The following is a 19,385-nucleotide window of genomic DNA, read 5'->3' as shown; positions in this document are numbered from 1 at the left end:
GACGGGTCGGCGCCGTCGGTCAGCGGGCGGCGCTGGTGATCGGGCCGGCCGTCGTGCCGGCGTCGACGGTGATCGGGCCGTACGCGGTGAAGGTGACGTCGGACGCCGGGATCGGCTTGAAGGTCGTCTCGTTGGCGTGCGCGGGCCCGCCGGAGTTCGGGACGTGGATGTCGAACTGGACCGGGGCGCCGTCACCGAACGCGACGACGTAGCCGTCCTCGCCGGTGGGCTGGACGTCGGCCGGGCGCGGCGAGCCGTTGAGGCTGAAGCCGAAGTCCGTCGGCGAGCCGGACAGGAAGCACTGCTCAGCACCGGGCGCGGCATGGACGGTGACCGTGTAGTTCGCGACCTCCGCGGTGGAGGGCAGTGCCTCGACGACGGCCGACTGCTTGCCGGGGGTGCACCCGGTGAAAGGCGGCGGGTCCTGTGCGGGCGCGGCCGAGGCGACCCCGGCGGGGACCAGCGCGGCGGCGGCTGCGACGGTGACGGCGGCGGTGATGCGAGCGAGTCGGGTCTGCTTCGTCGTCATCTGCGGTACCTCTCTCGTTCCGCGTGTACGCCGTCCGCCGCACACCGGACTCGCGGACACGCCCATGACCTGCGGGTTCATCGGAACTGTCAGGGGTCCGGTGCACGCTGCGTGCCGTGGACGTCCTGAGCCTTCTCGCCGGAACGCTGCTCGGTGCGGCGCTGGCCGTCGTCGTCACCTGGCTGGTCGCCACCGCCCGGTTCCGCGCCGAGGCGGCGGAGGCCGCCCGGGTCGCCGCCAACACGGCGGCGACCACGCGGGCCGACGCGGCGGGCCTGCGCGCCGAGCGCTCCGGGTTGATGGAGCGGATCGAGGAGCTGCACGAGTCCCTGGACGACGCGGCCGTCCGCGCGCGACGGGCGGAGTCCGACGCGGCGGGCGCGACAGCGGCGCTGCGTGCCGAGCGGGAGGCGCGGGCCGAGGCCGAGGCCGGGTTGAAGGACTCCTTCGCCGCGCTGTCGCAGGACGCGCTGGCCCGCAACAACGAGGCGTTCGTGGCGCTCGCCGAGAGCCGGCTCAAGGAGGCGACCGCCGAGCTGTCGGCGAAGGCCCGGGGCGACGAGACCGCGCGGGCCAAGGCCGTGGAGCAGATGCTCGACCCGGTCACGGCGGCGCTCGGCCGCGTCGAGGGACAGCTGCGTTCGGTGGAGAAGGAGCGCGAGTCCGCCTACGCGGGACTGCGCGAGCAGGTGCGGGCGATGGCCGCCAACTCCGAGAAGCTCGGCACCGAGACCAAGGCGCTGGTGAATGCGCTGCGCGCGCCCCAGGTCCGCGGGCGGTGGGGCGAGATGCAGCTGCAGCGGGTCGCCGAGATGGCCGGGATGGTCGAGCACTGCGACTTCTCCACCCAGGTCTCCGCCGACGGCGAGGACGGCGGCGTCCGCCCGGACATGCTCGTCCGCCTGGCCGGGGGCAAGCAGGTGGTGGTGGACGCCAAGGTCCCGTTCGCGGCGTACCTGGAGGCCGTCGAGGCCACCGACCCCGACGTGCACGCGCAGAAGCTCACGGCGCACGCCCGGCAGCTCCGCACCCACGTCGACCAGCTCGCGGGCAAGGCGTACTGGGAGTCGTTCGAGCCGACACCGGAGTTCGTCGTGCTGTTCGTGCCGGGCGACCCGTTCCTGGAGGCGGCGCTGCGTTCCGATCCCGGGCTGCTGGAGCACGCGTTCGGCCGCAACGTGGTCCTCGCGACGCCGACCACCCTGGTCGCGCTGCTCCGCACCGTCGCCTACGGCTGGAAGCAGGAGGCACTGGCCCGCAACGCCGCACAGGTGCACCGGCTCGGCCGCGAGCTGCACGGCCGGCTCGCGACCATGGGCACGCACGTCGCCAAGCTCGGCCGGAGCCTCGACTCGGTGGTGGAGAGCTACAACCGCACCGTGTCGTCGCTGGAGGCGCGGGTGCTGGTCAGCGCCCGCAAGTTCACCGAGCTGCAGGTCGCCGACACCGAGCTCGAGGGGCCCGCCACGGTGGACCGCACCCCGCGTGGTGTCTCGGCGCCGGAGCTGGTCGCCTCCGCCGGGGACTCGCTGGTGTCGCTGGAGGACCTCGGCCGCGGCGACGCCGAGGAGCGGCAGCCGCGGGTCCGCACGCCGTGGGCCGACGCGGCCCGGGCCGAGCACGGCCGGAGCGGGCCCGGCCGGGCCGACCACGCCGGCGACCCGCACCTCCACCCGGACGGCCCCTTCGGCGACGGTGGGCCGGCCGACGGGTCCGGGCCCGCACCGCGGGGGGAGTTAGGCTGACCGGGTGACCACGCGCACGAGCTCGGCCCGCCGGCCCGGCGGATCCGCGTCCCGGTCCCCCGCTCCTGCCCGTGGCAGCTGGCCGGTCCGGGAGCGGTCGCTCCTCCGTCCCGTCCTCGGCATCCCGCCGCTCGCCGCGATCGGCATCGCCGTCGCGACGACGGCCGTCGGGGTGCTCGTCGACCTGCTCCGGATCGGGACCGTGGGCCGGGTCTTCGAGATCGGGTACCTCCTCGGGTGCGTGCTCGCCGTCTCCTGGGTGCGACGGCGCAGCATCTTCCTCCCGGCAGTGCAGCCACCGCTGCTGCTGGCCGTCGTCGTGCCGTTGACGGCGGTGCTGATCGGCGCCCCGACCGGTGGCGGCGCGGCGGAGAGCGTCCTGATGGCGGGTGCCCCGCTGATCAACGCGTTCCCGGCGATGGCGGTCACGACGGCGGTCGTCCTCCTGGTCACCGGCTTCCGGCTGCTGCGGCAGCGGCTCGGCCCGGACGACTCCGTGGGACGCCTGCGGGCGCGGCTCGGCCGCGACCCGGGTGGCCACGACCCGGACGGTCCCGGCGGTACCCCCGGCGCCGGCCGGAGCCGCCGCGGTGGGGCCCGCAACGCGGACACGGAGCGCCCCGGAGAACGACGTCCCGGGCGTGGCCGTTCCGGACGGGGCACGACGACGGGCCGGTCCGCCGACGGGCGCGGCCGTCCCGGTGGCGCGGGCGGCGCGACCGAGCGGTCCCCGCGACGGGGATCCACCGGCCGGGCCGGGGACGGCGCCGCCCGAACCGGCTCGACCGGCCGTGCCGACGCCGGCCGGGGCGGTTCCGTGTCGGACCGCTCCGGGTCGGGACGGTCCGGGGCACCCGGCTCCGGCGGCTCCGCGGGCGCGGGTGGTGTGGCCGGCTCCCGCTCGTCCGGTACCGGGCGGTCCGGGTCCGGACGGTCCGGCATCCCGGGTGCGGCACGGTCCGGCGGTACCGGCGAGGCCGGGGGCTCCCGGTCGACGTCCCGGTCGGAAGGAGCGCGACCGGCCGGCGCCACACGGCGGAACCCCTCCGGACGGACCCGCCGCGACTCCGGCTGACGGAGCCCGGCACACCGGACGGATCACACATCCGGTCCCGCCGGCGTCGTCGCTGGTAGGCGGTCCGGGGGTACCCCGGTCACACCGTCCGGGGCAACCGACCGGACAATCGAGGCAACCCGCCCCCCGGTCCGGGCGTCAGATGTTCCGGGGGCAGGCGTGACTGCCCGCTCCCCGACGCCCGTCGCACGACCTGGAGAACGATGTCCACCACCCGGAACACCCGCCTCCCCCGGCCCGCGATCCTCGTCGCGCTCGTCACCGCGGCGATCGCGCTGATCGGCGTCGGAACGGCACTGGCCTCGACGCCGGCGGCGCAGGCGTTCCGCGACCAGCCCCTGGTGCCCGGCACCCCGTGCACCGTGACCGCCCGCGCCTGCGTCGATCTCGACTCGAAGCAGTCCTGGCTGTTCGACGCCGGCAAGGTCGTCAACGGCCCGGTCCCGGTCGCGACCGGCGGTCCCGGCAAGGAGACCCCGATCGGCCACTCGCTGCGGGTCTACCGCAAGGAGCAGCTGCACCACAGCGGGGAGTACACCGCCACCAACGGCGAGCCGGCCCCGATGCCGTGGTCGGTCTTCTTCCAGGACGGCGGGATCGCCTTCCACGAGGGCCGCACCGACACCCCGTCGGCCGGCTGCGTCCGGCTGACCAAGGACCACGCCGTCGCGTGGTTCAACCACCTGCAGATCGGCGACCAGGTCCAGGTCGTCTCCGGCAAGCAGGTCCAGGCGGAGCGCGGCGCGCCCCCGGCCTGATCCCCTCACACACGACGAACGCCCCCGGGACCCGATCGGGTCCCGGGGGCGTTCGTCCGTTCTCGGCCGGCGCGGAGTCCGCGCGGCGGGTCGCGGCGGGTCAGGGTGTCGCGGGCTGGCGCGGTGGGCGCAGCTCGCGCGGCAGCGAGAAGACCAGCGTCTCCTCGGCGGTGTCGACCTCCTCGACCGAGCCGAAGCCGCGCTCGGCGAGATGGTCGACGACACCGCGCACCAGCACCTCGGGGACCGAGGCGCCGCTCGTCACGCCGATCGTCTGCACGCCCTCGAGCCAGGTCTCGTCGATCTCCTTGGCGTAGTCGATCAGGTACGAGGATCCGGCGCCCGCGCCGAGCGCCACCTCGACCAGCCGCACCGAGTTCGACGAGTTCCGCGAGCCGACGACGAGCACGAGGTCGCAGCGCGGTGCCATCGTCTTCACCGCGACCTGGCGGTTCTGGGTGGCGTAGCAGATGTCGTCCGACGGCGGGTTCTGCAGCTTCGGGAACTTCTCCCGCAGCGCACGGACCGTCTCCATCGTCTCGTCGACGCTCAGCGTGGTCTGGGACAGCCACACGACCTTGTCCGGGTCGCGGACGGTGACCTTGTCGACGTCGGCGGCCGACTCGACGAGCTGGATGTGCTCGGGCGCCTCACCGGAGGTGCCCTCGACCTCCTCGTGGCCGGCGTGCCCGACGAGCAGGATGTCGTAGTCCTCGCGGGCGAACCGCTTCGCCTCCTGGTGGACCTTGGTCACCAGCGGGCAGGTCGCGTCGATCGTCCTGAGCTCACGCCCCTTGGCCTCGTCGCGCACGGCGGGCGAGACCCCGTGCGCGGAGAACACGACGTGGGCACCCTGGGGGACCTCGGAGGCCTCCTCGACGAAGATCGCACCGCGGTCGCGCAGCGTCTCGACGACGTGCTTGTTGTGCACGATCTCCTTGCGCACGTAGACCGGCGCGCCGTACTGGTCGAGCGCCTGTTCCACCGCCTCGACGGCACGGTCGACGCCCGCGCAGTAGCCGCGGGGCTTGGCGAGCAGGACCTGCTTCGCAGAACCGGACATGCCACCAGCGTACGGACCACGATCGGCACGGGCAGCGGTACGTGACGGGCCCGACCGGACACGCCACGGCGGTCCCCCGCGACACGCACGCGCCACTGCTGGACAATGAGCCACATGTCACCGCTGCCGTTCCCCGTGCGGATCGCCGCCGGCCTCGTCGTGACGGCCGTGGAGCAGGCCCGTGAGCTGCCCCGGCACGCCGTCGAGCTGCCGGTCACCGCGGTCAGTCAGGCCCTGCAGGTCTCGATGCGCCTGCAGCAGACGGTCACCGAGCTGGCGATCAAGGGTGATCGCGCGCTGGGCGCGCTGCGCCCCGCCGACGACGTCCCGAACTGGGCCACGTTCGACGACGACCTCGCCGACCTGCGGCTGCCCGAGGCGGAGCCGATCGCGCCGCCGCTGCCGCCGGAGTCGTCGGCGGCCACGCCCGGCGACGGCCCGCGCAACGGCTCCGTGTCCACGCTGCGGCCGTCCCGCTCCGGCATCCCGATCGAGCGCCCCGGGCGGCCCGCGACGGCGTCGAACCGGGCCGAGGCGGCGGCGGGCGCACCGCAGGCCGTGCCGGAGTACCCGACGATGACGGTCCCCCAGCTGCGCGGCAAGATGCGCGCGCTGAGCCTCGACGACCTCTCCGACCTGCTCGCGTGGGAGACCGCGCACGAGAACCGGCCGCCGTTCGTCACGATGCTGACGAACCGGATCGCGACGCTCTCCCAGGAGAAGTGACCACCTCCGAGGAGGACCCCTGGCCCGTCCGCACGGTCGCCCGCAAGATCGCCGAGTGGGTCGACCGGCTCGGAGCGGTGTGGGTCGAGGGTCAGCTCGCGCAGGTCAACGCCCGGACCGGCACCGCGTTCCTGACGCTGCGCGACCCGGCTGCCGACGTGTCGCTGCAGCTCACGGCGCCCTCGTCGCTGGTGCGCGACTCCGGTGGTGCCGTGACCGAGGGCAGCCGGGTGATCGTGCACGGCAAGCCGTCGTTCTACCTGGGGCGCGGGACGCTCAGTCTGCGGGTGGACCGGATCCGCGCCGTCGGTCTCGGCGAGCTGCTCGCCCGGATCGAGCGGCTGCGCCGGCTGCTCGACGCGGAGGGCCTGTTCGATCCCGCGCTGAAGCGCCGCCCACCGCTGCTCCCGCACACCATCGGCCTGGTGACCGGCCGGGACTCGGCCGCCGAGCACGACGTCGTCTCGGGCGCCACGGCCCGCTGGCCCGCGGTGCGGTTCCGGATCGAGAACGTCGCGGTGCAGGGCGGGCTCGCCGTCGAGCAGGTCGTCGGCGCGCTGCGGACCCTCGACCGCGACCCGGACGTGCAGGTGATCGTCCTCGCCCGCGGCGGCGGCAGCGTGGAGGACCTGCTGCCCTTCTCCGACGAGACCCTCTGCCGGGCCGTCGCGGCCTGCCGGACCCCGGTCGTGTCGGCGATCGGGCACGAGCCCGACACCCCGCTCGTCGACCACGTCGCCGACGTCCGCTGCTCCACCCCGACCGCGGCCGGCCGCAGCCTGGTGCCCGACCTCGGCGAGGAGACCGCGCGGATCGCCGGGCTGCGGGACCGGGCCCGGCACGCGTTGCACGGCTGGGTCGACCGCGAGCAACGACGGCTGGACGACCTGCGGCGCCGTCCCGCCCTGGCCGAGCCCCTGCGGCTGGTCGGGTCCCGGGAGCGGGAGATCGCCGACGCCCGCGCCGCCGCGCACCGGGCGGTGCTGCGGCGGTTGGACCGGTCGTCGTCGGAGCTGGAGCACCTGACCGCACGCCTGACCGCGCTGGGGCCGACGGCGACGCTGGCCCGCGGGTACGCGATCGTCCAGCTCACCGGGTCCGGGGACGATGTCCCGCCGCTGCTGCGGTCGGCCGCCGACGCACCGGCCGGGACCGAGCTGCGGATCCGGGTCGCCGACGGCGCGGTCGCGGCGACCGTCACGGGCCCGGACGACGACAGCAGACGGGCCTCGGGCACCACCACGACCTCGGGCACAGCGAAGGAGACCGGATGAGCGAGCGACCTGCCGTCGACACCCTCGGGTACGAGCAGGCCCGTGACGAGCTCGTCGAGGTCGTGCGCGCGCTCGAGGTGGGCGGCCTCGGCCTGGACGAGTCCGTCGCGATGTGGGAGCGCGGCGAGGCCCTGGCCCGCCGCTGCGAGGACCAGCTGGCCGGTGCCCGTACCCGCATCGAGGATCGGCTCGCCGAGGCCGAGTCGGGGGACGACTCCGCCGACGAGACCTGAGCGCCTGGTTCGCACGGGTTCCCGTCGTCCGCACGGGATCCGATCCAGTGCGAACGGAGGGATCCCGTGCGAGCCATGGGCCGCGACCGATCCGGATCGGGCCGCGGCCCCGGCGTAGCGGAGTCCGTTCGGGACGAGGTCCCGTGGCTCACGAGCTCCCGCTGCTCGCACGGGGTCTCGTCGCTCGCACGAGGTCCGACCCCGTGCGAGCGAACCGATCCCGTGCGAGCCGGGATCCGACACGGGCAGGTCCTGTGTCGACGCGGGTCCTGCGTCGACGCGGGTCCCGGCGGGGGTGGGCACGGGCGCCGGGACCGGGCCGGTCGGCCGGCGCCGGGGTCAGGTCCCGGTGGGGAGGGTCCGGGCGGTCGACAGGGCTCCGGCGAGAGTGCGGAAGTCCTCGTCCGGGGCCGATCCCGTCACCAGGACGCGCACCTCCGGCGCTCCCGGCAGCGTCGTGACGCGGAACGGCTCCCCGCCTTCACGCTGGTAGGTCTCCCAGGTCAGGCCACCGGCGTCGATCGTGCCCTGGCGCAGCGGGGGCCCCTCCCCGCGCCCGGCGGCACCGGACTCGGTCACGAGCACCCCTTCCACCGACGCGTCGGTCTGCACCAGACTCAGGTAGTCCGCGCCCGGCGTCACGTAGCCGATCCGGACCGCTGTCCCACCGCCCTCGACGGGCCCCCGGTCCGCCGAGTTCGCGCGGAACGGCACCTCCGGCACCCGCAGCGGGAACGCCGAGCCGCGGGCGAAGTCGGCGAGGCGGGCCTCGACGTTCACGGTGGGCCCGGAGTCGGGGTCCTCGACCGGGCCGGTCGGTGCGAAGGAGCACGAGCCACCCACCGAGAAGATCAGGAGTGCGACGGGGATCAGGATCAGCACGGCGCCGATGAGGTCCCGCACCGACGTCTCGCCCCGCTCCGGCTTCCGCATCGCGCGCGGCCCGACCCGCGGGGCGGACCGGGTGGACGGCCCGGTCTCGCCCGCCGCACCGGGACCGGCGCCGGGGTCGGCGACCGCGTCGTCCGACCGGCCGGGCGTCGCGGCGTCGTCGGACCGTCCCTGCTCGTCGGCTCCCCCGGACGCGGACGTGCTCGGATCCCGTGGCGAACTCACCGGTACATCGTCCCCCAGGCATGGCGTCGGTCGCTCATCACTCCTCCCCCACCCGGTCACGTGCGAGGATCGGAGGCCGCCGGTCCCCTGGCCGGGACCGAGCACGCCGCCGTGAATGGAGACGTCAGTGAGCCAGCCCCCCAACCCGACGACGAACCGCCGCCGCGAGGCGCCGGACCGCAACCTCGCGATGGAGCTGGTCCGCGTCACCGAGGCGGCCTCGATGGCGGCCGGTCGCTGGGTCGGCCGGGGTGACAAGAACGGCGGTGACGGCGCCGCGGTCGACGCCATGCGCCAGCTCATCTCGTCGGTGTCGATGCGCGGCGTCGTCGTCATCGGCGAGGGCGAGAAGGACGAGGCGCCGATGTTGTTCAACGGCGAGGAGGTCGGGAACGGCGAGGGCCCGTTCTGCGACGTCGCCGTGGACCCGATCGACGGCACCACCCTGATGAGCAAGGGCATGCCGAACGCCCTCGCGGTGCTCGCCGTCGCCGAGCGGGACGCGATGTTCGACCCGTCGGCCGTCTTCTACATGGAGAAGATCGCGGTCGGGCCGGAGGCGGCGGATCTGATCGACATCACCGCGCCCGTCGCCGACAACATCCGCAAGGTGGCCCGCGCCAAGCACGTCGACGTCGCCGACGTGACGGTCTGTGTCCTCGACCGCCCGCGGCACGAGCAGATCGTCAAGGAGATCCGCGAGGCCGGGGCCCGGATCCAGTTCATCTCCGACGGCGACGTCGCGGGCGCCATCGCCGCGGCCCGTCCGACATCCGGTGTCGACATGCTCTACGGCGTCGGCGGCACCCCCGAGGGGATCATCACCGCGGCCGCGCTGAAGTGCATGGGCGGCGAGATCCAGGGCCGGCTGTGGCCGAAGGACGAGGAGGAGCGCAGCAAGGCGATCTCCGCCGGGCACGACCTCGACAAGGTCCTGACGACCGCGGAACTGGTCCGCGGCGAGAACGTCTTCTTCTGCGCCACCGGCATCACCGACGGCCCGCTGCTGCGCGGCGTCCACTACCGCGGTGGCGGCGCGACCACCCAGTCGATCGTGATGCGGTCGAAGTCCGGCACCGTCCGCCTCATCGACGGCTACCACCGGCTGACGAAGCTGCGCGAGTTCTCCTCGGTCGACTTCGACGGCGTCGAGGGCGAAGCTCCCCCACTGCCCTGATGAGGTGAGCCTCACCTAAGGGAGCGGGGACCGTCGCGGTGGAGTAGACCTGCGCGTATGAGCTCCGACTACCGCATCGAGCACGACACCATGGGTGAGGTCCGGGTTCCCGCCGACGCGCTGTGGCGGGCCCAGACCCAGCGCGCCGTGGAGAACTTCCCGATCTCCGGGCGCGGCCTGGAGCGCGCCCAGATCCGCGCGCTCGGCCTGGTGAAGGCGGCCGCCGCCCGGGTGAACGGCGAGCTGGGCGTGCTCGACGACGACCGCGCGGCCGCCATCGCCGCGGCCGCCGACGAGGTGGCCGAGGGCCGGCACGACGACCACTTCCCGGTGGACGTGTTCCAGACCGGCTCCGGCACCTCGTCGAACATGAACGCGAACGAGGTCATCGCCACGATCGCGAGCCGCGCCGGTACCGACGTGCACCCGAACGACCACGTCAACGCGTCGCAGTCGTCGAACGACGTCTTCCCGACGACCATCCACCTCGCCGCGACCGAGGCGCTGGCCACCGAGGTCGTCCCCGCCCTGGAGCACCTCGAGGCGGCGCTGCGCCGCCGTGCGGCGGAGTGGTCCGAGGTCGTGAAGGCCGGCCGCACGCACCTCATGGACGCCGTGCCGATCACCCTCGGACAGGAGGCCGGTGGCTGGGCCAGCCAGGCCGGCTACGGCGCCGACCGGGTGCGGGACGCGCTGCCCCGGCTCGCCGTCCTCCCGATCGGCGGCACCGCGGTCGGCACCGGGCTGAACGCACCGGACGGGTTCGGCGGCGCCGTCGTCGCGAAGCTGCGCGAGGCGACCGGACTGGACCAGCTGTCCGAGGCGACCGACCACATCGAGGCGCAGGGCTCCCGGGACGGGCTGGTCGAGGCGTCCGGCGCGCTCCGGACGGTCGCGGTGAGCCTCTACAAGATCGCCAACGACCTGCGCTGGCTGTCCTCGGGCCCGCGCACCGGGCTCGCCGAGATCTACCTGCCGGACCTGCAGCCGGGCAGCTCGATCATGCCGGGCAAGGTCAACCCGGTGATCTGCGAGGCCACGATGATGGTCTGCGCGCAGGTCATGGGCAACGACGCGACCGTCGGCTTCTCCGGCAGCCAGGGCAACCTGGAGCTGAACGTGATGATGCCGGTGATGGCGCGCAACGTGCTGGAGTCCGCACGGCTGCTGGCGAACACGTCCCGGCTGCTGGCCGACAAGGTCGTCGACGGCATGGAGGCCGATCTCGAGCGCACCCGGGAGTACGCCGAGTCGTCGCCGTCGATCGTCACGCCGCTGAACTCGGCGATCGGCTACGAGGAGGCGGCGTCGATCGCCAAGCAGGCGCTGAAGGAGCGGCGGACGATCCGCGAGGTCGTGATCGAGCGCGGTCACGTGGAGTCCGGGAGCCTCACCGAGGACGAGCTCGACCGCGCCCTCGACGTGCTGGCGATGACGCGCGGGGAGAAGCGCTCGTAGGTCTTCGACTGCGGACCGCGACCGCTCCGTCGCTGCAGGTCAAGCCATCTCCTGTTCACCTCGTGGCCCCCGTTCGGTCCACTTCGTCGTGACACGGTGTGGCTGATTGCCGATCATCACCATCCGAACGGAACAGCCGCATGCCCGACCAGCGCTTCGCGTACGAGCCCGTGCACGACCTGCGCAGTGGACGCTTCGCGGGCGTGGAGATCGTGCCGCGGCGTGTCCACGACGCCGTCGCCGTGCAGGCCAGGGACCGCGGGTGGGGTGCCCGGCAGATCGCGGAGCTGGACGCGAGCACCGTCGTCTCGGCGGTGACGTCGGCCCGCGCGGCCGACGGCGTCGTCCCGCTCCAGGTCGACGTCGCCGCCGACACGGTGCTCTACGCGCGGGACCGGCTGCGGGCCGTGCTCACCGTCGGCGCGACGTCGGTCGGCGCGGTCGCCCCGCTGCTGGAGATCGGCCCGCCGATCGCGGCGGCCGCCCCGGCCGAGGTGCTGGTGCCCGCACTCGCGGAGCTGCGCCGGTGGGGGTTCCGGATCGGGCTCGACGGCTGCGGACGGGCGTTCGGGCCCGAGCTCGTCGCGGCCGTCCGCCCGGACGTCGTGAAGCTGGAGCCGGAGCTCGCCGACGGCGTCCTGGACGCCGGCACCGGGGCGGCCGTGCGCGCCGTACTGGAGGTCGCGCGGGCGGTCGGGGTGCCGGTGGCCGCGACCGGCGTCCGGGATCCGGACCGGCTGACGGGGCTGTACGCGACCGGGGTGTCCGTCGCGCAGGGACCGCTGCTGGGTGGGGCCAGGCCCGAGCCCACGGCGGATCCGGCGACGCTGCCCGAGCTGCTGGCGTTGCTGCGTGCCGCACCGGGCGGTGCGGCGGTGCGGACGACCGGTCCGGCCACCGTGGGTCCGGCCGCACCCGGCCCGGCCGGACCCGCCCCCGCGGGCCCGCCGGTCCGGGGACTGGCCGCGCCCGCCGTCACGGTCGGCGCGGACGTCACCGGCGACGTCGCCCGCGAGACGATGCGCGAGCACCCGGACTCGGCGGGCGTCGTGCTGGTCGATGCGGCCCGGCGACCGGTCTGCTATCTCGACCGCAGCCGGTTCCTGCTGAGCATGACCGGCAAGTTCGGGCACGCGCTGTGGGCCGACAAGCCCGCGCGGGAGCTGGCCGACCCGCCGCGCACGGTCGACGAGCGCACCCCGCTGTCCCGCGCGCTGGAGCTCAGCCTGTCCGGCGACCCCGCCCGCGCCTACGACGACCTGGTCGTCGTCGCGCCGGACGGGTCCTGCCGCGGGACGGTGACGGTGGCGGAGCTGTGGCGGCAGGCGATCCTGCCGGGCGCCGCCGACCGGCCCGGTCCCCGGTCGCAGGCCGCGGTGTCGGGTCCGCACCCCGTACCGGCGGCCGCGGCGTCCGGGGCGCATCCGGTGCGGGCCGACGCGGGTCGCCGTCCGGTCCACGGCCCGTCGGGCCGCCCGCCGATGAGCGCACCGGCCGCGCGGCACGGCCCGGGTCCCGGGGACGGACGCACGGCACGCAGCGCCTGAGCCACACCTGACCGGCCCGTGTCCGGGGACGGCGACGGGTCCGGGCCCGGCTCGACGCCGCGCGACTGTCGGTGGTCGCTGCTTTCATGAGTTCGTGCTGTTCCACGACGTCGTCGCCACCTCCGCCGCGGTCGGGGCGACCCGCGCCCGCACGGAGAAGACCGCCGCGCTGGCCGGGCTGCTGCGCGCGGCCGGGCCCGGTGAGGTGCTGCCCGTCGTCGCGTGGCTGTCCGGGGTGCCGCGGCAGGGCCGGATCGGGACCGGCTGGCGGACCCTCTCGGCGGTCGACGTCCCGGCGGCCGCGGAGCCCGCACTCGACGTCGGGACCGTCGACACGCTGCTCGACGAGCTGGCCGGTACCGCGGGCCAGGGCTCCGCGCAGCGCCGCCGCGACCTCCTGGCGGAGCTGTACGGCGCCGCCACCGCCGACGAGCAACGTTTCCTGCACCGGCTGCTCACCGGCGAGCTGCGGCAGGGCGCGCTCGAGGGTCTGATGGTCGACGCGGTGGCGGCCGCGTCCGGCGCGGGACAGGCGGCCGTCCGGCGCGCGTTCATGCTCTCCGGCCGGCTCCCGGAGACCGCGGCGACCGCGCTCGACGGCGGCGAGCCGGCACTCGCCGCGGTCGGTCTGGAGGTCGGGCGCCCGGTCCGGCCGATGCTGGCCTCCCCCGGCGACTCGCTCGACGCCGCGCTGACCTCGCTCGGCGCCGACGTCGTCGTCGAGCACAAGCTCGACGGCGCCCGGATCCAGGTCCACCGGCGCGGCGACGAGGTCCGCGTCTGGACGCGCACCCTGCGCGAGATCACCGCGGGGGTGCCCGAGCTCGTGGATCTGGCCCGCGGGCTGCCCTGCGACACCGCGGTGCTCGACGGGGAGACCCTCGCCCTCGACGACGACGGCCGTCCCCGCCCCTTCCAGGACACGATGAGCCGGTTCGGGTCCGACACCGACGACGAGGGCGTGATGCTCAGCCCGTTCTTCTTCGACCTGCTGCATCTCGACGGCCGGGACCTCGTCGACGAGCCCCTGGAGACCCGGCTCGACGCGCTCGCCGGGCTGCTCGCCGCCGACCGGCACGCGTCGCTGCGGATGCCGGGGGCACGGCGGCCGTCGGCGGAGGAGGCCGCGGCCGTGCTCGACGGGGCGCTCGGCGCAGGGCACGAAGGTGTCGTCGTGAAGGACCTCGCGACGCCGTACGCGGCGGGCCGGCGCGGGAAGGCCTGGCAGAAGGTCAAGCCGGTGCACACGCTCGATCTCGTCGTGCTCGGCGCGGAGTGGGGTTACGGCAGGCGCACCGGGTCGCTGTCGAACATCCACCTCGGGGCCCGCGACCCCGACGGCGACGAGCCCGTGATGGTCGGCAAGACGTTCAAGGGGATGACCGACGAGCTGCTGGCCTGGCAGACCACGACGTTCCCCGGGTACACGCGCGCCGAGGAGCCCGGCGTGGTGTACCTGCGTCCCGAGCTGGTCGTGGAGATCGCGCTGGACGGTGCGCAGCGCAGCACCCGCTACCCCGGCGGGGTGGCGCTGCGGTTCGCGCGGGTCCTGCGCTACCGGCCCGACAAGACCCCGGAGGAGGCGGACACCCTCGACGCGGTGCGGGCGCTGCTGTCGGGCTGGGTCACCACACGGCCGCCACCGGAGCCGGGAGCGCGCCCTCCGGGCGGCCGCCGCCGGCGGTGCGGGCGGCGGGCGGCACCGGGCCCGCGTGCGCGCGCAGCACCCCGGCGGCGAGCACCCCGCCACCGGGGGCGGCGACGGTCCGCTCGATGCCGAGCAGCGGTGTCGCGGGTGCGACGCCGAGCAGGCCCGCGGTGTCCGGGTCCGCGGGTACCGGCCCCGAACGGGTCCGGACGACACCGGGGTCCAGGCGGGCGTCGGCCAGCAGCCGGTCGAAAGGTCCCGTGTCGGGCACGGCGAGCAGCTCGGCGGCGGCGGGCGTCGCGACGTAGTGGGTCTCGAGCACCGTGCCGCCGCCGGCGGTGCCGGCCACGCACTCGGTGCGCAGCACCGGGCTGCCCGGCGGTACCCCGAGCCAGCCGGCGAGCACGTCGGGTGCGGTGATCCCGGCGCGGCCGAGCCAGCGCGGCGGCCGGTGCGGGTCGGTGACCACGTCGTGCCCACCCCGGTAGTCGGGGGTCGCGACGATCCGGTGCGCGGCCGGGCCCGGCCGCAACAGACCCTCGTCGGAGAGCAGTGCGAGCGCGGCCCGCACCACCGAGCGGGACACCCCGAAGGCGACCATCAGCTCGTCCTCCCGGGGCAGGAGGCCGGCGGCCCGGGGCCGGCCCGCGACGGCGATCCGCAACAGGTCCCGCACCCGGCGCGCGTCCGCGGCACGCACCTGCGGGATCGGCGACGGCACCGGCATGTACTCCACGGTAGGGAGGACGGGTTGCCCGAGGGTTCCGCGAACATGACGTGCGGGTGACGGGCCCGACGCACACCCCGCACCCGTCGTGGCGCGTATCATTTCGACACCGTGCGCTTCCTCGACGACCGCTCGCCGGACCCCGACCTCACCTACGACGACGTCTTCCTCGTCCCGCGCCGTTCCTCGGTCGCCTCCCGGTTCGACGTCGACCTCGCCACCCCGGACGGCACGGGTGCCACGGTGCCGGTCGTCGCGGCGAACATGACGGCCGTGGCGGGCCGCCGGATGGCCGAGACCCTCGCCCGCCGGGGCGGCCTGACGGTCCTGCCCCAGGACGTCGCGACCGACGCCGTCGCCGGGATCGTGTCCTGGCTCAAGTCGCGGCACCCGGTGTGGGACACCCCGCTGGTGCAGCGCACCGGTGACGCCGTGGCGGACGCGCTCAACCTGCTGCCCAAGCGCGCCCACGACGCCGTCGTGGTCGTCGACGACGGCGGACGCCCCGTCGGGACGGTCGGCGAGGCCGCCTGCACCGGCGTCGACCGGTTCACCCGGCTCGCCGACGTCCTCGATCCGGACCCCGTGCTGCTGCCGTTGGACACCGCGCCCCGCGACGTCTTCGAGCAGCTCGACACCCGGCGCGGGAAGGTCGCGCTCGGGATCGACGACGACGGCCGGCTGGCCGGGCTGCTCACCCCGCTCGGCGCGATCCGGGCCGGGATCTACTCCCCCGCCCTCGACGGCGAGGGCCGGTTGCGCACGGCGGCCGCGATCGGGATCAACGGCGACGTCGCGGTGAAGGCGAAGGCGCTGCTCGACGCGGGCGTGGACGTCCTGGTGGTCGACACCGCGCACGGCCACCAGGAGAAGATGCTCGACGCCCTGGGTGCGGTGCGGCGGGTCGTCGCGGAGTCCGGTGCGCCCGTCCCGGTCGCGGCAGGCAACGTCGTCACCGCCGACGGGGTCGCCGACCTGGTCGACTCGGGTGCCGACATCGTGAAGGTCGGGGTCGGCCCGGGTGCGATGTGCACCACGCGGATGATGACCGGCGTCGGGCGCCCGCAGTTCTCCGCGGTCGCCGAGTGCGCTGCGGCGGCCCGCGAGCGCGGCGCCGTGGTCTGGGCGGACGGCGGCGTGCGGCACCCGCGCGACGTCGCGCTGGCACTGGCCGCAGGAGCCGCGTCGGTGATGATCGGCTCCTGGCTGGCCGGGACGTACGAGTCGCCCGGCGACCTGCTGCGCGACGAGCACGGCCGCGCCTACAAGGAGTCGTTCGGCATGGCGTCCAAGCGCGCGGTCGGTGCCCGCACCCGCGGGGACAACGCGTTCGACCGCGCTCGCAAGTCGCTGTTCGAGGAGGGGATTTCGTCGTCGCGGCAGCAGCTCGACCCGGAGCGGCCCGGCGTCGAGGATCTCCTGGACGAGATCTGCTCCGGGGTCCGGTCGGCGTGCACCTACGCCGGCGCCCGCACCCTCGACGAGCTGCACGAGCGGTCCGTCGTCGGGGTCCAGACGACGGCCGGGTTCACCGAGGGCACCCCGCACGGCCTGTAGCGACCGGGCCACGGTGCGGTGTCTAGGAGTTCGGCCCCTCCAGCATCTCGGTGACCAGTGCGGCGATCGGCGACCGCTCGCTGCGGGTCAGCGTGACGTGCGCGAAGAGCGGGTGCCCCTTCAGCTTCTCGATGACGGCGTTGACGCCGTCGTGCCGGCCGACGCGCAGGTTGTCGCGCTGCGCGACGTCGTGGGTGAGCACGACGCGGGACGCGGCGCCGAGCCGCGACAGCACCGTCAGCAGCACGTTGCGCTCCAGCGACTGCACCTCGTCGACGATCACGAAGGTGTCGTGCAGCGACCGGCCACGGATGTGGGTGAGCGGCAGCACCTCGAGCATCCCGCGGGCGATGACCTCGTCGATGACATCCTGGCTGACCAGCGCTCCGAGGGTGTCGAAGACGGCCTGCGCCCAGGGCTGCATCTTCTCGCTCTCGCTGCCGGGCAGGTAGCCGAGGTCCTGCCCGCCGACGGCGTAGAGCGGCCGGAACACCACGATCTTGCGGTGCTGCTGGCGTTCCAGCACCGCCTCCAGCCCGGCGCACAAGGCCATCGCCGACTTGCCGGTCCCGGCCCGCCCGCCGAGCGAGACGATCCCGACCTCGTTGTCGAGCAGCAGGTCGAGCGCGATCCGCTGCTCGGCGGAACGGCCGTGCAGCCCGAACGCCTCCCGGTCACCGCGGACGAGCTTCACCCGCTTGTCGGCGGTGACCCGGCCCAGCGCGCTCGACGCCCCGGTGAGCCGCAGCCCGGTGTTGCAGGGCAGCTCGCGCGCCTCGTCGTGATCGATGACGCCGTCGCGGAACAGCGCGTCGACGTCCTCGGGGGCGACCTCCAGGTCCGTCATCCCGGTCCAGCCGGAGAACAGCACGTCCTGACCATGGTACTCGTCGGCGTCCAGCCCGACCGCGGCCGCCTTCACCCGCAGCGGCATGTCCTTCGTGACCAGGGTGACGTCCCCCGAGGATGCGGGGTCGGCCTTCAGGTTCAGCGCGCACGCCAGGATCCGCGAGTCGTTCGAGTCGGTGCGGAACCCGGCCGGCAGGACCGTGGGGTCGGAGTGGTTCAGCTCGACGTGCAACGTCCCGCCCTTGTCACCGACCGGGATCGGTGCGTCGAGCCGGCCGAACTTCACGCGCATCTCGTCGAGCTGGCGCAGTGCGGTCCGGGCGAACCACCCGAGTTCGGGGTGGTGACGCTTCGCTTCGAGCTCGGAGATCACGACCAGCGGCAGTACGACCTGGTGCTCGTCGAAGCGGAGCAACGACCACGGGTCGGACAGCAGGACGGACGTGTCGAGCACGTAGCAGCGGGTGGTACCTGCCGGGGCGTCCCCGACGGGCTCCGTCAGCGGAGACCTGTCGGTGAGAGCGGGACGATCGGTCACGGGTGCTCCCTCACGGGCGTGGCACCACGCCCGCTCTGCGTCGGGCCGGCCGGCCCTGATGCGGGTCGTGACGGCGTCGGAGGACCGTGGCGGTCCACCGGCCGGCACGCCCACGAGGGCCGGGTGCCGGCCCTCTCGGGTGCGTTCGACACCACGTTCAGGGCCTCCCGGACGAGCCGCATCGGGTACGGCCCGTCGATGAGGACGCTACTAGTGGTCACCCTCGTGCGGTCAATAGCAACTCTCCGTCGGTCAGCCGCAGAGAACCCTGATGGCAGAGTTGTAACCTGCCGTTCATCGCAACATTGCTACCGTCTGCCGTCGCAGCGACCTGCGGTGACACGAACGGGCGCCTACCGTTCGTCGGACGCTCAGTACTCCGGGTGCAGCAGCGCGGGCGCCGTGACTGCTGCCGCACCGGAACCGTTTCCTCTCGCGTCGCCACCCTCGGTGACGAGGTCGGGGGGCAGCACCGGCGTGTCCAGCAGCGCCCGCAGACCGGCCACCGGGCCGCCGGGATGCCGGGCCAGCCAGGACCGGACCAGCGGGGCACCCTCGGCGTAGGTGACGGGGTACCCCCGCCACTGCGGATGGTCGAGGAACGCGAGGATCCGCCGTGCCCGCGCCTCGGGGACGAGCAGCCAGCGTGCGAGGTACGCCGTGACCTCGTCCGGGTCCGCGCCGTCGAGGTGCCGCAGCAGGGCCGCGTCCTGCCGGACCCTGCCGAGCAGGTCCAGTTCGCTCTCGACCCGCTCGGCGAGGTCTCCGTCGATCCGGACCCCCGCGCCGGCCAGCGCCCGCGCCGCGACCGCTCCCCAGCCCGGCCCGGGGACGACGCCCGCGGCCGCCTCCGCCGCGCCCTCGGCGATCAGCCCCTGCGGGCTGTGCACCAGGCGCAGCGCGAGCTCGGGGAAGCGCGCCACCGCCACCTCGGCCCGGCAGTACTGGGTGTGGTGGCCGGGGTAGACCTCGTGCGCGAACAACGGGAGCAGCGCGCCGGCACGGATCCGCGCAGCATCGGTGATCGACACCCTGCTGCGCAGGCCGCCCCGGTAGCGCGTGAAGGCGGTCCACGGCCGGTCGGCCACGAGCGCGACGACGGCGTCCTCCCCCGCGGCAGCCCCAGCAGGTCCCGGGTGCGGCGACGCAGCTCGGCCGTCACCGCCGTCACCGCCGCACCGAGCCGCCGCGGCGGGACGACGTCGCCCTCCCGGTACGCGCGCATCCGCGCGACCACCGGCCCCCGGCCCGGCAGCAGCGCGCCGAGCCTCCGGTGCACCTCGCGGTACTCGTCGGGGTCCGTACGGCGCGGGGTCACCCCGAAGGTGTCCCTGACCTCGGCGAGGTAGCCGGGCCGGTCCCCGT

At 74.8% G+C, this 19,385-nt stretch carries 16 protein-coding genes; 11 read left to right on the top strand and 5 right to left on the bottom strand.

Going from position 1 to position 19,385, the window contains the following annotated elements; translation table 11 throughout:
• Nucleotides 1–19: 19 nt before the first annotated feature.
• Complete coding sequence (locus Ae150APs1_RS19780) at nucleotides 20–529, bottom strand: hypothetical protein (protein ID WP_075299521.1); 510 nt, start codon at nucleotides 527–529, stop codon at nucleotides 20–22.
• A 116-nt stretch (nucleotides 530–645) separates the two neighbouring features.
• Between Ae150APs1_RS19780 and Ae150APs1_RS19775 the strand changes: the two genes are divergently transcribed.
• From Ae150APs1_RS19775 to Ae150APs1_RS19765, 3 genes are all read left to right on the top strand, one after another.
• Nucleotides 646–2,274: a DNA recombination protein RmuC gene (locus tag Ae150APs1_RS19775; RefSeq protein ID WP_075299519.1), complete on the top strand. Its 1,629-nt coding sequence runs from the start codon at nucleotides 646–648 to the stop codon at nucleotides 2,272–2,274.
• A gap of 4 nt (nucleotides 2,275–2,278) precedes the next feature.
• Entirely contained in the window at nucleotides 2,279–3,349 is a 1,071-nt protein-coding gene (locus Ae150APs1_RS19770; protein ID WP_075299517.1) for a DUF6542 domain-containing protein, read from the top strand.
• Nucleotides 3,350–3,552: 203 nt separating this feature from the next.
• Entirely contained in the window at nucleotides 3,553–4,107 is a 555-nt protein-coding gene (locus Ae150APs1_RS19765; protein WP_010225423.1) for a L,D-transpeptidase, read from the top strand.
• 100 nt (nucleotides 4,108–4,207) lie between these two features.
• On the opposite strand, the gene Ae150APs1_RS19760 is transcribed toward Ae150APs1_RS19765, so the two are convergent.
• The gene (locus Ae150APs1_RS19760) at nucleotides 4,208–5,170 is read right to left on the bottom strand and encodes a 4-hydroxy-3-methylbut-2-enyl diphosphate reductase (RefSeq protein WP_060573964.1); all 963 of its coding nucleotides are present in this window, start codon (nucleotides 5,168–5,170) and stop codon (nucleotides 4,208–4,210) included.
• Nucleotides 5,171–5,284: 114 nt separating this feature from the next.
• Here Ae150APs1_RS19760 and Ae150APs1_RS19755 point away from each other — a divergent pair, with 114 nt between their 5' ends.
• From Ae150APs1_RS19755 to Ae150APs1_RS19745, 3 genes are read left to right on the top strand one after another with little or no spacing between them, the layout of a single operon-like run.
• Complete coding sequence (locus Ae150APs1_RS19755) at nucleotides 5,285–5,896, top strand: lipid droplet-associated protein (RefSeq protein ID WP_075299515.1); 612 nt, start codon at nucleotides 5,285–5,287, stop codon at nucleotides 5,894–5,896.
• Entirely contained in the window at nucleotides 5,893–7,170 is a 1,278-nt protein-coding gene (xseA, locus tag Ae150APs1_RS19750; protein ID WP_075299513.1) for an exodeoxyribonuclease VII large subunit, read from the top strand. The genes Ae150APs1_RS19755 and xseA overlap by 4 nt, the downstream gene beginning before the upstream one ends.
• Entirely contained in the window at nucleotides 7,167–7,403 is a 237-nt protein-coding gene (locus Ae150APs1_RS19745; RefSeq protein WP_075299511.1) for an exodeoxyribonuclease VII small subunit, read from the top strand. The genes xseA and Ae150APs1_RS19745 overlap by 4 nt, the downstream gene beginning before the upstream one ends.
• Before the next feature lie 339 nt (nucleotides 7,404–7,742).
• On the opposite strand, the gene Ae150APs1_RS19740 is transcribed toward Ae150APs1_RS19745, so the two are convergent.
• Nucleotides 7,743–8,519: a DUF4245 domain-containing protein gene (locus Ae150APs1_RS19740; protein WP_075299509.1), complete on the bottom strand. Its 777-nt coding sequence runs from the start codon at nucleotides 8,517–8,519 to the stop codon at nucleotides 7,743–7,745.
• A 115-nt stretch (nucleotides 8,520–8,634) separates the two neighbouring features.
• On the opposite strand from Ae150APs1_RS19740, the gene glpX reads away from it, so the two are divergent.
• The 5 genes from glpX to Ae150APs1_RS19710 all read left to right on the top strand — a co-directional run bounded on the left by glpX (nucleotide 8,635) and on the right by Ae150APs1_RS19710 (nucleotide 16,633).
• The gene (glpX, locus tag Ae150APs1_RS19735; RefSeq protein WP_075299507.1) at nucleotides 8,635–9,696 is read left to right on the top strand and encodes a class II fructose-bisphosphatase; all 1,062 of its coding nucleotides are present in this window, start codon (nucleotides 8,635–8,637) and stop codon (nucleotides 9,694–9,696) included.
• 57 nt (nucleotides 9,697–9,753) lie between these two features.
• Nucleotides 9,754–11,154, top strand: a complete 1,401-nt coding sequence (locus tag Ae150APs1_RS19730; RefSeq protein WP_075299505.1) for a class II fumarate hydratase — start codon at nucleotides 9,754–9,756, stop codon at nucleotides 11,152–11,154.
• Nucleotides 11,155–11,294: 140 nt separating this feature from the next.
• Nucleotides 11,295–12,701: an EAL domain-containing protein gene (locus tag Ae150APs1_RS19725; RefSeq protein WP_075299503.1), complete on the top strand. Its 1,407-nt coding sequence runs from the start codon at nucleotides 11,295–11,297 to the stop codon at nucleotides 12,699–12,701.
• A 94-nt stretch (nucleotides 12,702–12,795) separates the two neighbouring features.
• Nucleotides 12,796–14,769: an ATP-dependent DNA ligase gene (locus Ae150APs1_RS19720; RefSeq protein WP_083680245.1), complete on the top strand. Its 1,974-nt coding sequence runs from the start codon at nucleotides 12,796–12,798 to the stop codon at nucleotides 14,767–14,769.
• Between the two features lie 418 nt (nucleotides 14,770–15,187).
• Nucleotides 15,188–16,633 (top strand): GuaB1 family IMP dehydrogenase-related protein, encoded by a 1,446-nt coding sequence (locus tag Ae150APs1_RS19710; RefSeq protein WP_075299499.1) that lies wholly within the window; start codon nucleotides 15,188–15,190, stop codon nucleotides 16,631–16,633.
• Between the two features lie 22 nt (nucleotides 16,634–16,655).
• Here the strand turns inward: Ae150APs1_RS19710 and Ae150APs1_RS19705 are convergent, their stop codons facing one another.
• Both Ae150APs1_RS19705 and Ae150APs1_RS19700 read right to left on the bottom strand, forming a co-directional pair.
• On the bottom strand, nucleotides 16,656–17,984 hold the full coding sequence (locus tag Ae150APs1_RS19705; protein ID WP_075302315.1) for a PhoH family protein: 1,329 nt from the start codon (nucleotides 17,982–17,984) through the stop codon (nucleotides 16,656–16,658).
• Between the two features lie 407 nt (nucleotides 17,985–18,391).
• Entirely contained in the window at nucleotides 18,392–19,108 is a 717-nt protein-coding gene (locus Ae150APs1_RS19700) for a hypothetical protein (RefSeq protein ID WP_075299497.1), read from the bottom strand.
• Nucleotides 19,109–19,385 lie beyond the last annotated feature (277 nt).

Source organism: Pseudonocardia sp. Ae150A_Ps1 (assembly GCF_001932315.1).
Classification (GTDB): domain Bacteria; phylum Actinomycetota; class Actinomycetes; order Mycobacteriales; family Pseudonocardiaceae; genus Pseudonocardia.
The sequence above is the reverse complement of the archived record's forward strand: the minus strand, read 5'-3'. Positions and strand labels throughout refer to the sequence as shown.